The 12,228-nt window shown below is 63.8% G+C and carries 11 protein-coding genes and 1 pseudogene; 1 reads left to right on the top strand and 11 read right to left on the bottom strand.

Features of this window, described 5'->3' with window-relative positions; all coding sequences use genetic code 11:
* Positions 1–65 precede the first annotated feature (65 nt).
* From cbiE to ACU5AZ_RS18915, 3 genes are read right to left on the bottom strand one after another with little or no spacing between them, the layout of a single operon-like run.
* The gene (cbiE, locus tag ACU5AZ_RS18925) at positions 66–1,292 is read right to left on the bottom strand and encodes a precorrin-6y C5,15-methyltransferase (decarboxylating) subunit CbiE (RefSeq protein WP_446823863.1); all 1,227 of its coding nucleotides are present in this window, start codon (positions 1,290–1,292) and stop codon (positions 66–68) included.
* Positions 1,285–1,932 carry a precorrin-8X methylmutase gene (locus ACU5AZ_RS18920; RefSeq protein WP_446823862.1) on the bottom strand — a complete coding sequence of 216 codons (648 nt, stop codon included), beginning with the start codon at positions 1,930–1,932 and terminating at the stop codon, positions 1,285–1,287. Before ACU5AZ_RS18920 ends, cbiE begins: the two co-directional genes overlap by 8 nt.
* Positions 1,932–3,215: a sirohydrochlorin chelatase gene (locus tag ACU5AZ_RS18915; protein ID WP_446823861.1), complete on the bottom strand. Its 1,284-nt coding sequence runs from the start codon at positions 3,213–3,215 to the stop codon at positions 1,932–1,934. Before ACU5AZ_RS18915 ends, ACU5AZ_RS18920 begins: the two co-directional genes overlap by 1 nt.
* 316 nt (positions 3,216–3,531) lie before the next feature.
* On the opposite strand from ACU5AZ_RS18915, the gene ACU5AZ_RS18910 reads away from it, so the two are divergent.
* Positions 3,532–4,317 (top strand): TSUP family transporter, encoded by a 786-nt coding sequence (locus tag ACU5AZ_RS18910; RefSeq protein WP_446823860.1) that lies wholly within the window; start codon positions 3,532–3,534, stop codon positions 4,315–4,317.
* 11 nt (positions 4,318–4,328) lie between these two features.
* Here ACU5AZ_RS18910 and ACU5AZ_RS18905 read toward each other — a convergent pair.
* From ACU5AZ_RS18905 to ACU5AZ_RS18870, 8 genes and pseudogenes are all read right to left on the bottom strand, one after another.
* Positions 4,329–4,514: pseudogene (locus ACU5AZ_RS18905) on the bottom strand (EamA family transporter); the annotation flags it as partial.
* A 1-nt stretch (position 4,515) separates the two neighbouring features.
* Positions 4,516–5,142, bottom strand: coding sequence for a cob(I)yrinic acid a,c-diamide adenosyltransferase (cobO, locus tag ACU5AZ_RS18900; protein ID WP_446823859.1), 627 nt, complete (start codon positions 5,140–5,142; stop codon positions 4,516–4,518).
* 46 nt (positions 5,143–5,188) lie between these two features.
* Positions 5,189–5,497: a HigA family addiction module antitoxin gene (locus ACU5AZ_RS18895; RefSeq protein ID WP_446823858.1), complete on the bottom strand. Its 309-nt coding sequence runs from the start codon at positions 5,495–5,497 to the stop codon at positions 5,189–5,191.
* Between the two features lie 11 nt (positions 5,498–5,508).
* Complete coding sequence (locus tag ACU5AZ_RS18890) at positions 5,509–5,805, bottom strand: type II toxin-antitoxin system RelE/ParE family toxin (RefSeq protein WP_446823857.1); 297 nt, start codon at positions 5,803–5,805, stop codon at positions 5,509–5,511.
* A gap of 48 nt (positions 5,806–5,853) precedes the next feature.
* Complete coding sequence (gene cobN, locus ACU5AZ_RS18885) at positions 5,854–9,852, bottom strand: cobaltochelatase subunit CobN (protein WP_446823856.1); 3,999 nt, start codon at positions 9,850–9,852, stop codon at positions 5,854–5,856.
* A gap of 6 nt (positions 9,853–9,858) precedes the next feature.
* A complete protein-coding gene (cobW, locus tag ACU5AZ_RS18880) occupies positions 9,859–10,932 on the bottom strand; it encodes a cobalamin biosynthesis protein CobW (protein ID WP_446823855.1) in 1,074 nt (357 codons plus the stop codon).
* Between the two features lie 4 nt (positions 10,933–10,936).
* On the bottom strand, positions 10,937–11,464 hold the full coding sequence (gene cobU / locus ACU5AZ_RS18875) for a bifunctional adenosylcobinamide kinase/adenosylcobinamide-phosphate guanylyltransferase (RefSeq protein ID WP_446823854.1): 528 nt from the start codon (positions 11,462–11,464) through the stop codon (positions 10,937–10,939).
* On the bottom strand, positions 11,461–12,213 hold the full coding sequence (locus ACU5AZ_RS18870; protein ID WP_446823853.1) for a CbtA family protein: 753 nt from the start codon (positions 12,211–12,213) through the stop codon (positions 11,461–11,463). The genes cobU and ACU5AZ_RS18870 overlap by 4 nt, the downstream gene beginning before the upstream one ends.
* Positions 12,214–12,228 lie beyond the last annotated feature (15 nt).

Genomic DNA, 12,228 nt, shown 5'->3' with positions numbered 1-12,228 from the left:
TGCCTTCCCTCTCCCCGCATGCGGGGAGAGGGTCAGGGTGAGGGGCAAAGTCACCACACGTTCGCTCATGCCGACCACGCCTTCTCCACCGCCCAGATCGTAACAGGCATCAGCGGCTTCCAGCCGGAAAAGCGACCGACGGGCTCGGCGCGGGCGACGGAGAGCCGCACCATGTCGCCGCCAAGCTGGGCATGCAGCGACGTGAGCGCCATTTCGCCCTCCAGCGTCACCGCATTGGCAACCAGACGCCCGCCGGGCCTCAGCGCTTCCCAGCAGGCTTCGAACACGCCCTCGGCCGTCATTCCACCACCGATGAAGATCGCATCCGGGGTCTTGAGCTCGGCCAGCACATCCGGCGCGCTGCCTTCTACGACAGTGATGCCGGGAACGCCGAGATTGGCGGCGTTCTGGGTGATCATGGCGCAGCGGTCCGCATTTGCCTCGACGGCGACGGCGCGCCCCCCGGCCCGCATCCATTCGATCGAGATGGAGCCGCAGCCGGCACCGACATCCCAGAGGAGAGCGCGCTGGTAGGGCTTGAGATAAGCCATGGTGACCGCCCTCACCTCGCGCTTCGTCAGCTGGCCATCATGGACGAAGGCGCTGTCCTCGATGCCGCCGGTCAGCGCATGGAACGGCGCCTCGCGTACACAGTGGATGCCGATCGTGTTGAAGTCGGCAAATTCTTCCTGGCTGTCGAGCACCTCCTCGACGGTGAAGCGCCGCACCCGCTCGCCGGTGCCGCCCATATGCTCCAGGACATGGATGAACGAGCCGCCGAAGCCCTGGGCCTGCATGATCGTCGCGACATTGCGGATCGTCTCGCTGTCGGAGGTCAGCGCCAGAACGCGCGCCGCCGGCTGCAGGTAGCGGGAAATGGCCTCGACCGGTCGACCGTGCAGCGAGATCTGGTCGACATCCTGCAGCGCCCAGCCGAGCCGCGCGGCTGCCAGCGAGAACGCCGATGGAGACGGAATGATACGCATCTCCTCCGGCGGGAAATTCCGCCTGAGCGTCGCGCCGATGCCGAAATGCATGGGGTCGCCCGTCGCAAGGATGGTGACGGGGTGACCGCGCAGGTCGATGATCTTGTCGAGCACGGTCTTGTAGCCTTCCGCCCAGGACAGGATCGCCTTTGGCGGAAGACCTTCGAGGATAGCATCGAGCCGCTCGGCGACGACGATCGTCTCGGCTTCCCAGACCAGCGACAGCGCCTCGGGCGTCAGGCTGGAAAGCCCATTGTCGCCCATGCCGATAATAGTCAGCCAGGGGCCGTCTTCGATCTCAGCCATTGCCGCCAAGCCCTCCGGCAAGCGCGTTGACCGCAGCCGAGGCCATGGCGGAACCGCCACGCCGGCCGCGCACCGCGATGTAAGGCACGCCGAACCCGCCTTCGATCAGCGCATCCTTGGATTCCGCCGCGCCGACGAAGCCGACCGGAAACCCGAGGATCAGCGCCGGCTTCGGCGCGCCGTCGCGGATCAGTTCCAGCAGACGGAACAAGGCAGTCGGCGCATTGCCGATGGCGACCACCGAGCCCTCCAGGCCCGGTTTCCAGAGATCGACCTGGGCAGCCGACCGCGTCGTCCGGTTCCAGGCGGCGAGCGGCTTCACCCGCATGTCGTTCAACAGGCAGACGACCTCGTTTTCGGCCGGCAGCAGCTTGCGGATGATGCCGCGATCGACCATCTCCGCATCGCAGAAGATCTGCGCGCCCGCCTTCAGCGCCGCCTCGCCGGCTTCCGCAGCACCATCGGAAAAGGCGATGTCGGCGGCGAGATCGACCATGCCGCAGGCATGAATCAATCTGACAGCAAGTTTCTCCATGCCATTGGAAAATCGCGAGAGATCGGCCTCCGCCCGGATCGTCTCGAACGACCGGCGGTAGATCTCGTCGGGATCGCGGATGTAGTCGAGTTCGGCCAAGGTCATCACGTCTTCTTCATGGACTTCGGCCCGAGCGGATGATCCGCATGCGGATATGGCGCATGGTGATGGTCATGGCCATGCCCGTGATCATGGCCAAGATGGTGGTGATCATGTCCGTGATCATGATGATGATCATGATCGTGCGCATGATGTCCGTGGGCAGATTTCTTCGGGCTCTCCGCAGAAAGGATGGCGTCGATGTCGTCTCCGACCGCCGCCGTTTCGAGACCCGCATAGCGGCCGCCGAGCGTGATCGACACGGTGTAGTCGAATGCCGGCGCCAGATCGTTCGGCTCGGCATGCGAATGGACCGGCGTCCAGGGCAGACCATGCTTCTTGCAGAATTCCTCGTCGCGGCAGGAAGCGTCGCAATCGCCGCCGCAGGGACAGTCTTCCAGGCCGCCGCCGATCCCTTCCACGTGATGGTGATGGCTTTCCTGCGGCTGGCCGATATCGGCCTCGAAGCCAAGCACCTGTTCGCGGTACTTGCACATCTGGCAGTTCATCACCGCCGCACCCTCGAGAATTTCGCCGACCCGGTCCTGGAAGGCGTCGAGCACCAATGGATGGTCGTTGAGATAACCGGCCTTGACGAACTGGATGTCCGGATACTTCGCCGCCACCTCGTCGGTGTAGCTGTAGATGCGCTTCACCAGCACGCCGGTGAACAGGAAATACGGAAACACGATGATGCGCTTGTAGCCGAGCTTGGCGGCGTGCGTCAGGCCCGGCTCGACCAGCGGAAAAGTCACGCCGGAGTAGCAGGTTTCGCCCCAGCCGAAGCCCATGCCTTCCCAGAGCATGCGCATGACCTTCGTCGCATTCGAATTGGCGTCGGGATCGGACGAACCGCGTCCGACCACCATCAGCAGCGTCTCGTGCTTGTCGACGAATCCGTGCTCGGCATTGGCGGCGTCGACGGCTTCCTGGATGCGGTCGCCGGCGGCCCGGATCATCTTCAGGTCAATGCCGAGTTCGCGCCCGTAATTGATGACGAAACCGGGATGGCGCGCCTGATAGGTGTTCAGCACCGACGGAATGTCGTTCTTGGCGTGGCCGGCGGCAAACAGCATGCCGGGCACCGCCAGCACGCGGGTCACACCCTTTTCGCGCAGCTTGTCGAGCCCTTCGGCGATAACCGGATTGCAGAATTCGAGATAGCCGTACTCGACCGGCAGGTCGGGATTGCGGGCACGCAGGCCCTCGGCGATGACGGCGAATTCGCGCGCCGCGTTTTGATTGCGGCTGCCATGTCCGCACACCATGATTCCGAGTTTTTCCGCCATATCCGGCCTCCCTGCTTCGTTTTCATTGCCTGTACGAAGCGCCGGCAAACCATCGCAAGACGGGAGCCAAGGCCAATTCGGACAGCTCCGGAATTGGCCCCCTGTTTGGGTCAGCCGCACCGGACACGCTCAGCCTCTTGAGAGAGGCGCCGTCGCACATGGCCCGATGCTTAGCCGAAGCAGCATATGGGGTCAAACCAGAATGCGACGCTCAGATGAAAAGCTGCGGCGTTTCAAGGAAATGCAAATTGCGGCCCGCCCGCAGAGATGATTAAAGGCAATTCGTATCGCGCGTTCCTCCAATTCGAGTCCTCTCTTGCACAACCTAGCGCCGCATCTGATCCTCTTCCTGTTTGTCGCCGCCTTTGCCGCCGGCTTCATCGATTCGATCGCCGGCGGCGGTGGGCTCGTGACCATTCCGGCCATGCTGATCGCCGGAATCCCGCCGCTCGAAACGCTCGGCACCAACAAGCTGCAGGGACTGTTCGGCTCCGGTTCGGCGACCATCGCCTATGCCGCCAAAGGCCATGTGGACCTGCGTGCGCAATTGCCGATGGCGCTGCTCTCCTTCCTCGGATCAGCGGTCGGTGCAGCGCTCGCGACCATTATTCCTGCCGATATCCTCAAGGGCGGCCTGCCCTTCCTGCTGATCGCCATCGCGCTCTACTTCGGTCTGAAGCCCAATGTCGGAGACATCGACCGCCACCAGCGCATGCGCCCCTTCCTCTTCGGCCTGACGCTGGTGCCGGCGATCGGCTTCTATGACGGCCTGTTCGGCCCCGGCACCGGCTCCTTCTTCATGCTCGCCTTCGTGTCGCTACTCGGCTTCGGGATGCTGAAGGCGACCGCCCACACCAAGCTTCTGAACTTCGGCTCGAACCTCGGCGCTTTCGCCGTCTTCGCCGTAAACGGCGTGATCATGTGGAAGCTTGGCCTGCTGTTGGGTCTGGCGCAGTTCCTCGGCGCACAGGCCGGCTCGCGCCTCGCCATGAGGAACGGCGCGAAGGTCATCAAGCCGCTTCTGGTGACCACCTGCCTCATTCTCGCGATCAAGCTGATCAGCGACCCCGCCAATCCGGTCAGGGCTTGGCTCGGCTTTTAGAAGACCGCCAGCACGACCGCTCCGACAGCAATCAGCACGATCGACAGCTTATCGATCGGCGCGACGCGGGAGGTCTCACCGAGATTCAGCGCCCGGAAAGAGGGAAGCCATGACGCACCGGTCGCAAGACCGGAAAGCGTCAGGAAGACCCGGGTCTTCTGCGGAATTGACGATAGGGGCCGCCGTCGCCATGCTCCCCTAGAATTCGATGCCCTGCTGCGCCTTGATGCCGGAGCGGAACGGATGCTTGATCAGCTCCATCTCCGTCACAAGATCGGCAATCTCGATCAGTTCGTCCTTGGCATTGCGGCCGGTCAGCACGACATGCGTCATATGCGGCTTCTGCGTCGCCAGAAATTCGACGACCTCGCCGATATCGATGTAGTCGTAGCGGATGGCGATGTTGATCTCATCGAGCAACACCATGGACTTTTCGCCGGAGGCAATCAATTCCTTGGCCTTCGCCCAGGCGGCCTGCGCCATGGCGACGTCGCGGGCACGGTCCTGCGTTTCCCAGGTGAAGCCCTCGCCCATCGTGTGGAACTCGCAGAGATCGGAAAAGCGCTCGAGGATCAGGTCACGCTCGCCGGTCGACATGCCGCCCTTGATGAACTGCACGACGGCGGACGGCATGCCATGGGCGATGTGACGGAAGATCATGCCGAAGGCGGCCGTCGACTTGCCCTTTCCCTTGCCGGTATGGACAACGATCAGCCCCTTCTCGTCGGTCTTGGTGGCCATGATCTTGTCCCGCGCGGCCTTCTTCTTGGCCATCTTCTCCGCGTGGCGGGCGTCCGGATCGGCCTTGATATCGGAATCTGTCATTGAATTTCTCTCCCTCGCACGGTCGGCCCGTGCTTCCCGTCAAGTTTCAGGCGGCGGTTTGAACCGGCCTGACCTTGTCCAGTTTCTTCTTTACATCATCAGAATGCAGAGCGTTCCACAGATCCAGTCTGCGCTGAACGTTCAGCCAGAAATCCGCACTTGTACCAAACACCTTGGCAAGCAGCAGTGCAGAAGACACCGTGACGGCGCGCCGCCCGGTGCAAAGCTCGTTAATATGCTTGCGCGGAACTCCCATGGCTTCAGCAAGGTGACCCTGCGTCAAGTTGAGCGGCTCCAGAAATTCCTCGATCAATATCTCACCAGGAGAAACCGGCCTTCTCTTCGTCACTGTCATGAACGTCACTCCTAGCGGTAACCGTGATTGTCGAGGTAAAGGTCTGACGCCTCACCGGTTCCGTCATCCCATTTGAAGATCAAGCGCCACTGCCTGTTGATGCGAATTGAACAATAGCCGTCGAGATGTCCCTTCAGCTTCTCGAAATGATTACTCGGCGGCATACGCAGATCGCGATCGTCCGCCGCATCGTCGATCATCTGAAGCTTGCGAAACAGGCGGGCATCGATATCGGAGGGCACTTTTCGGCTACGCACGTCATCTGCGAAATAGGCTCTAAGCCACTCATCGCGAAAACTTCTTATCATAAAGCGCCCCGATCTTGTGGGTTACTGTACCGTCCAACGGGGCTAACGTCAACTCGATCCTAACTCGAAAGCCAGCCTCTCCAGCTCAAACCGCGCCGAATTGCTCCTCGGCACCCACAATCCACGCTCGATTGCCTCCAGAAAACGCTCCGCAAGCTCTTTCAACGCCGGCGCGTTCTTGTCGGCCATGAATTCGCGGACGGCCTCGTTCATGATGAAGGCCTGGTAGGCGGCCTCGAAATGATGGTCCTTGACCGCCCCCGTCGTCGCGGCGAAGGCGAACATGTAGTCGACCGTCGCGGTGATCTCGAAGGCGCCCTTGTAGCCGTGGCGCATGACGCCGGCGATCCATTTCGGATTGACGACGCGGCCGCGCACCACCCGGCCGATTTCCTCCTCCAGCGACCGGATCACCGGCTTTTCAGGCCGGGAATGATCATTGTGGTAGATCGCCGGGCGTTTCCCCTTCAGATGCTCGACGGCGGCCGTCATGCCGCCTTCGAACTGGTAATAATCGTCGCTGTCGAGAAGATCGTGCTCGCGATTGTCCTGGTTCTGGACGACGGCCTGGACGCTGCGCAGCCGTTCTTCGAAAAGCCCACGCTCGGCCTTGCCTTCCTCGCCGGCGCCATAGGCGTAGCCGCCCCAGACGAGATAGCTTTCGGCAAGATCTTCCCGCCGGTCCCAACCCTTCTCGTCGATCAGCGCCTGCAGTCCTGCACCGTAAGCGCCCGGCTTCGACCCGAAGACGCGGTAGCCGGCGCGCCGATCGGCATCCGCGTCGCCAAGCCCCTGCGCCATCAACTCCGCCCGCTCCCGCCTCATTCGCGCGGCGACGGGATTGTCCGCCTCGTCCTCTTCCAGTGCTCCCACGGCGCGGACGGCACGGTCGAACAGCGCGATCTGCTCGGGAAAGGCATCGCGGAAGAAGCCGGAAATCCGAAGCGTCACGTCGACACGCGGCCGCCCGAGCTTCGCCATCGGAATGATCTCGTAGCCGGTCACCCGCCGCGAGGCCATGTCCCAGACCGGCTTGACGCCGATCAGCGCCAGCGCCTGGGCAATATCGTCGCCGCCGGTGCGCATGTTCGACGTGCCCCAGGCCGTCAGGCCGAAGGATGTCGGCCAGTCGCCGTGATCCTGAACGTAGCGGGTGATCAGCATCTCCGCCGATTTGCGGCCGAGCTCATAGGCAGCCGGCGTCGGCACGGCCCGGCTGTCGACGGAATAGAAATTCCTGCCCGTCGGCAGCACATCCGGCCGCCCCCGCGTCGGCGCACCGGATGGGCCAGGCGCGACGAAGCAGCCTGAAAGACCAGTGAGCAGACCGGCAATCTCCGCCGCGCCCGACCGGACGATCGACGGCTTCAGCCGTGTTTCTATCTCATAAAGCACCGCCCGCGTCGCCGCCCAGTCATCGGGGCAGATGATGTCGCCGGAAACCAGCGCGGCGGCCAGCAATTCGATACGCTCGACGGTATCGCCGTTCGTGCGCCACGGATCATCGGAAAGGTCGGCGAGTATGCGCGGCTTTGCGCCGGCCCAGGGGGCCGCCATGTTGCAGTCGAGGGGGTCGAATAGGGCATTGTGCTCACCCCCCTCTGTCACTTCGTGACATCTCCCCCACAAGGGGGGAGATTGGGTCTCCGCCGCTTGCCTCTTGTCGATCTCCCCCCTTGTGGGGGAGATGCCCGGCAGGGCAGCGGGGGGTGAGCTTGACCGCAGATCGGACAATCCCGCATCCCGCGCAATCGCCCGCTGCAGGCTCGCATCGCCACCCTCGCCCATGCAGCGCGGCACCCGCGCCAGCGCCACCGTCAGGTCTGTCAGCAGCCGTCCCTCCGGCGCCAGGCCGAAGATATGCAACCCGTCGCGGATCTGCATTTCCTTGAGGTCGCAGAGCCAGGCGTCGAGCTTTTCAAGCGCCGCATCGTCATCGTCACCCTTGGCAATGCCGGCATCCTGGTCGAGGCCGATGTCGGCGATGAGCTCGAGGATCTGCTTCTTCAGGAGCTTCAGCCGGCGCGGATCGCCGCCCGCCGCCTCGTAATACTCATCAACCAGCGCCTCGAGATCCTTCAGCGGCCCATAGCTTTCCGCCCGCGTCAACGGCGGCGTCAGATGGTCGATGATGACGGCGGAGGTCCGGCGCTTGGCCTGCGTCCCCTCGCCCGGGTCGTTGACGATGAACGGATAGAGATGCGGCAGCGGACCGAACACCACTTCCGGATAGCAGGTCTCGGAGAGCGCCAGAGCCTTGCCCGGCAGCCATTCGAGATTGCCGTGCTTGCCCATGTGGACAATGGCGTCCGCGCCGAATTCCTCGCGCAGATGAGCGTAGAAGGCGATATAGCCATGCGGCGGCACGAGGTCCGGCGAATGGTAGGTCTCCTTCGGGTCGATATTGTAGCCGCGCGCCGGCTGGATGCCGACCGCGACGCCGCCGAGCCGGCACAGCGGCAGCGCGAACACGTCTCCGACCACGTAGGGATCGCGTTCCGGCGCGCCCCAGCGTGACTGAACCTCGTCCTGAATCTGTTTGGGAAGACTTGCGAAGAAGGCCCTGTATCGACTCAAGGAAAGCGTCTCGCGAATTTCCCGTCCGTCATTGCCGGCATTGGTCGGCCCGGCCATCAGGTGCGCCATGAGCGCATCGCCGTCGGCTGGCATGTCGGCCACCGGGTAACCGGCCGCCGCCATCGCGTTTAGAACCTCAACCGTCCCGGCCGGCGTGTCCAGCCCGACGCCGTTGCCAAGACGTCCGTCACGGTTCGGATAATTGGCGAGGATGATCGCCACATTGCGCTCGGCAACCGTCTTGCGTCTCAGCCGCGACCAGTTGGCCGCAAGTTTCGCCACGAAGGCGGCCCTGCCCGGCTCGGGTTCGTGCGTGACGATATTCGCCTCGACATTTTCGTCGAAGGCCGCCGCCGATTTGAAGGAAACCGCGCGCGACAGCACCCGGCCATCGACCTCCGGCAGGGCGACGTTCATCGCCAGGTCGCGGGCGGAAAGCCCTTGCGCGGAGCTTTGCCACGCGTCCCTTGACGACGCCGAAAAGATCGCCTGCAATACGACCGCGCCCGACGCCTCCAGCACCGTACCCTTCGTTTCCGCGCCCGGCGCAGAGACCGCAAAGCCGGTCGCGTTGATCACCACATCCGGCGCAGCCTCGGTAAAGATGGCCTCGACCGTTCCGGCCGAAACCGGATCCTTGAGGCTGGACACAAACACCGGCAGTGCCCGAACGCCTTCGGCCGCCAGCGCCTCGACAAGCGTCTCCACCGGCTTTGTCTCGCCGCTCTGCACCAGTGCGCGGTAGAAGCAGATGGCGGCGGTTGGTGCGCCCCCTCTCCCCGCTTTCGGGGAGAGGGCTGGGGTGAGGGGCAATGCGACGCTTGCATCCGGCTGCCCCTCATCCGCCCTCCGGGCACCTTCTCCCCGCACGCGGGGAGAAGGAAGAGCGGCCAGGTCTTGCCACTCCGCCACCGAAATCACGCCCCTGCCCGGCCACCAGAGCCCCGCCTTCAAAAGCGGCTTGGCCGGTTCCGGCCTTTCGCCGCCATTGAGCAGCGCCGCACAATAGTCGAGAAACCCGCGCGCATTCTCTTCGCCGCCCTCGATCAGGTAGGACCACAGCGCCGCATGGTCGTCGGCATCGAGATTGGAATAGGGCCGCAGTCCGTCATCGGGCTTGTCGTCGCCCGGCAGCACGGCAATCAGCGCACCATTCCTGCCTGCCGCGGTATGCAGCGCCTCGATCGCATATTGGAAATAACTGGCCCCGCCGAGCGCCCGCACCACGATCAGCCTGGCATGCCGCGCCGTGCGCTCGACATAGGTGTCGACCGACATCGGGTGCTTGAGGCTCATCAGGCTGGCAAGCCTCAGGCTCGGCCCCTCCCCCTGGCGCCGGTAAGCGCCGGCAATCGCGGCAAGCTCCGTGTCGGCCGCGGACAGGAAGAGGATATCGCCCGGCGACTGGCCGAGATCGATTGCCTCTTCGCTATCGGCAATCGAGCCTTTCTGGGCGAGCAGCAGGTGCATGATGCATCAGGCCGCGGCGGCGATGGCAGCACGCACGGCATCCTCGTCGATTTCGTGAAGACCGATCACCACGAGGCGCGAGCCCTTGGTCTCGCCCGGCTTCCACGGCCGGTCGAAATAATGCTCGATCCGGCTTCCCACCGCCTGGATGACGAGGCGCATGGCCTTGCCGGGCACTTCGACGAAGCCCTTCAGCCGCAGCACGTCATGCGCATCGATGACGCCTTTCAGCTTTTCGACGAAGGCGGCCGGATCGGCAAGCGCGCCGAGTTCGACGACGAAGCTTTCGAACTCATCGTGGTCATGATGATGATCGTGCTCCGCGCCTGAGGCATGCAGCGCCTCATGCTCCAGTTCATGATGGGACTTGCGGTTGACGATGTCATCCTCCGTGCCCGCGCCGATGCCGAGCAGCACGGCAGACGGCACCTCACCGCCGCGCGCCTCCACCATCTTCGGCTTGCGCGAAATCGCATTGGTCACCGTCTCGCGCACCATGGCGATACCGGCGGCGTCGAGCAGATCGGCCTTGTTGAGGATGATCAGGTCGGCGGCTGTCAGCTGGTCCTCGAACAGTTCTTCCAGCGGGCTCTCGTGGTCCAGGTTGTCGTCCTGCACGCGCAGCGCATCGACCTTGTCGTGATCGTCGGCAAAGCGGCCGGCGGCGACCGCCGCGCTGTCAACCACGGTCACGACGCCGTCGACGGTCACCTGCGTCTTGATGTCCGGCCAGTTGAAGGCGGCGACCAGCGGCTGCGGCAGCGCCAGGCCGGAAGTCTCGATGACGATATGATCGGGGCGGTTCTCGCGCTCCAGAAGCTTCGTCATCGCCGGAATGAAATCGTCGGCGACGGTGCAGCAGATGCAACCATTGTTGAGCTCGACGATATCGTCCTCGGTGCAGTTTTCCGCGCCGCAGCCCTTCAGCACCTCGCCATCGACGCCGAGATCGCCGAATTCGTTGATGATCAGCGCGATCTTCCGACCATCGGCGTTCATCAGCATGTTGCGGATCATCGTCGTCTTGCCGGCGCCGAGAAAGCCGGTGATCACCGTTGCCGGGATTTTTTCCTTCATCATGATCCTAACCCTTCATTTTCAGCGGCAATCCCGCCGCGATAAAATAGACTTCTGCCGCTGTCTCCGCGGCCATCTGGTGGAGCCTGCCGGCGTGATCGCGAAAGGCCCGCGCCATGGCGTTCTCCGGCACGATGCCGAGGCCGACCTCGTTCGACACCAGGATGATCCGGCCCCTTGCCTGCGGCAGGTAATCGGCGAGCGAGCGCGAGGCCGCTTCGACGTCCATATCCGCCATCATCAGGTTCGAGACCCAGAGCGTCAGGCAATCGACGAGAATAACACGCCCCGGATCATCGACCGAGCGCAGACAACCGATGAGATCGACCGGCTCCTCATGCGTCGTCCAGCCGTCACCGGCTCGCTCCTGCTTGTGGCGCGCGATGCGGTCACGCATCTCGTCGTCATAGGCTTGGCCCGTCGCCAGGTAATGCCGGTCGAGGCCGGACTGTCGGGCAAGCCCCTCGGCGAACCGCGACTTGCCCGAACGGGCGCCGCCCAGCACCAGGACGGCGCCGGGCGGTGTCGTCGTCATGCGGCAGCTCCCGCGATCTTGCGGTTGGCAAGCCCCATCAGCAGACCGAGCACCAGCCAGAAGACCAGCGTCGTCGCCAATGCTGCGACAGCGAACTCGGCGGCGAGGATCGCCGGGACGTTGCTGTCGATGCTGTCGGGTTGCGGCGCGCCCCAGAGATGCGGCGCGGCAATCAGCACGAGGCCGAGAACCTTGGCCCAGGCCTCTTCACGCAGGGCCAGAAGCCAGATGCCGGCACCAGACAGTACCACCGCACTCAGCCACCAGATCTGGCGGGCGTCGAGATCGGCGGCCGGAAAGCCCGGCAGTTCCGGCGGCAGGCCGAGAGACGGCAGCAGGTGAACGGCCAGCCAGGCGCAGGCGCCCCAGAAGATGCCGTTCGCAAGCGTGATGTCGCGGCCGGAGACAAGACTGATGCCGGCAAGCAGCAAGGCAAAACCGGCACCGGCCACGAGGTTGGCCATCAGCGTTCCGCCAAAGCGGCTGACGCCGAAGAGCATGCCGCTCTCGTCGTGGCCATCGTCTTCCGCACCATGCGCGAAAGCTGGAGACGGCAGGAAAAGCGATCCGGCGAGTTCGCCGAATGTAGAGTTTTCAGCCTTGGCGGAATGCTCGTGCTCGGGCGCTCCGCCTTCATATTCCTCTGCGTGAAGAATAAGAGGCACGACTTTGACCTGCTGCGCGACGGTCATCACACCACCGGCAACAAGCCCGGCCACCAGAGCGGCCAGGAGATATTTGACAATCATGACAGGTGACCTTCG

The sequence above is a fragment of the Rhizobium sp. PAMB 3182 genome (genome assembly GCF_052908355.1).
The sequence above is the reverse complement of the archived record's forward strand: the minus strand, read 5'-3'. Positions and strand labels throughout refer to the sequence as shown.

Coding starts and splice junctions, on each gene's coding strand:
- ACU5AZ_RS18915 (WP_446823861.1), bottom strand. CDS start 3,215: ATGGCGGAAAAACTCGGAATCATGGTGTGCGGACATGGCAGCCGCAAT.
- cobO (WP_446823859.1), bottom strand. CDS start 5,142: ATGACAGATTCCGATATCAAGGCCGATCCGGACGCCCGCCACGCGGAG.
- cobN (WP_446823856.1), bottom strand. CDS start 9,852: ATGCACCTGCTGCTCGCCCAGAAAGGCTCGATTGCCGATAGCGAAGAG.
- ACU5AZ_RS18870 (WP_446823853.1), bottom strand. CDS start 12,213: ATGATTGTCAAATATCTCCTGGCCGCTCTGGTGGCCGGGCTTGTTGCC.
- ACU5AZ_RS18890 (WP_446823857.1), bottom strand. CDS start 5,805: ATGATAAGAAGTTTTCGCGATGAGTGGCTTAGAGCCTATTTCGCAGAT.
- cbiE (WP_446823863.1), bottom strand. CDS start 1,292: ATGGCTGAGATCGAAGACGGCCCCTGGCTGACTATTATCGGCATGGGC.
- cobU (WP_446823854.1), bottom strand. CDS start 11,464: ATGACGACGACACCGCCCGGCGCCGTCCTGGTGCTGGGCGGCGCCCGT.
- ACU5AZ_RS18920 (WP_446823862.1), bottom strand. CDS start 1,932: ATGACCTTGGCCGAACTCGACTACATCCGCGATCCCGACGAGATCTAC.
- cobW (WP_446823855.1), bottom strand. CDS start 10,932: ATGATGAAGGAAAAAATCCCGGCAACGGTGATCACCGGCTTTCTCGGC.
- ACU5AZ_RS18895 (WP_446823858.1), bottom strand. CDS start 5,497: ATGACAGTGACGAAGAGAAGGCCGGTTTCTCCTGGTGAGATATTGATC.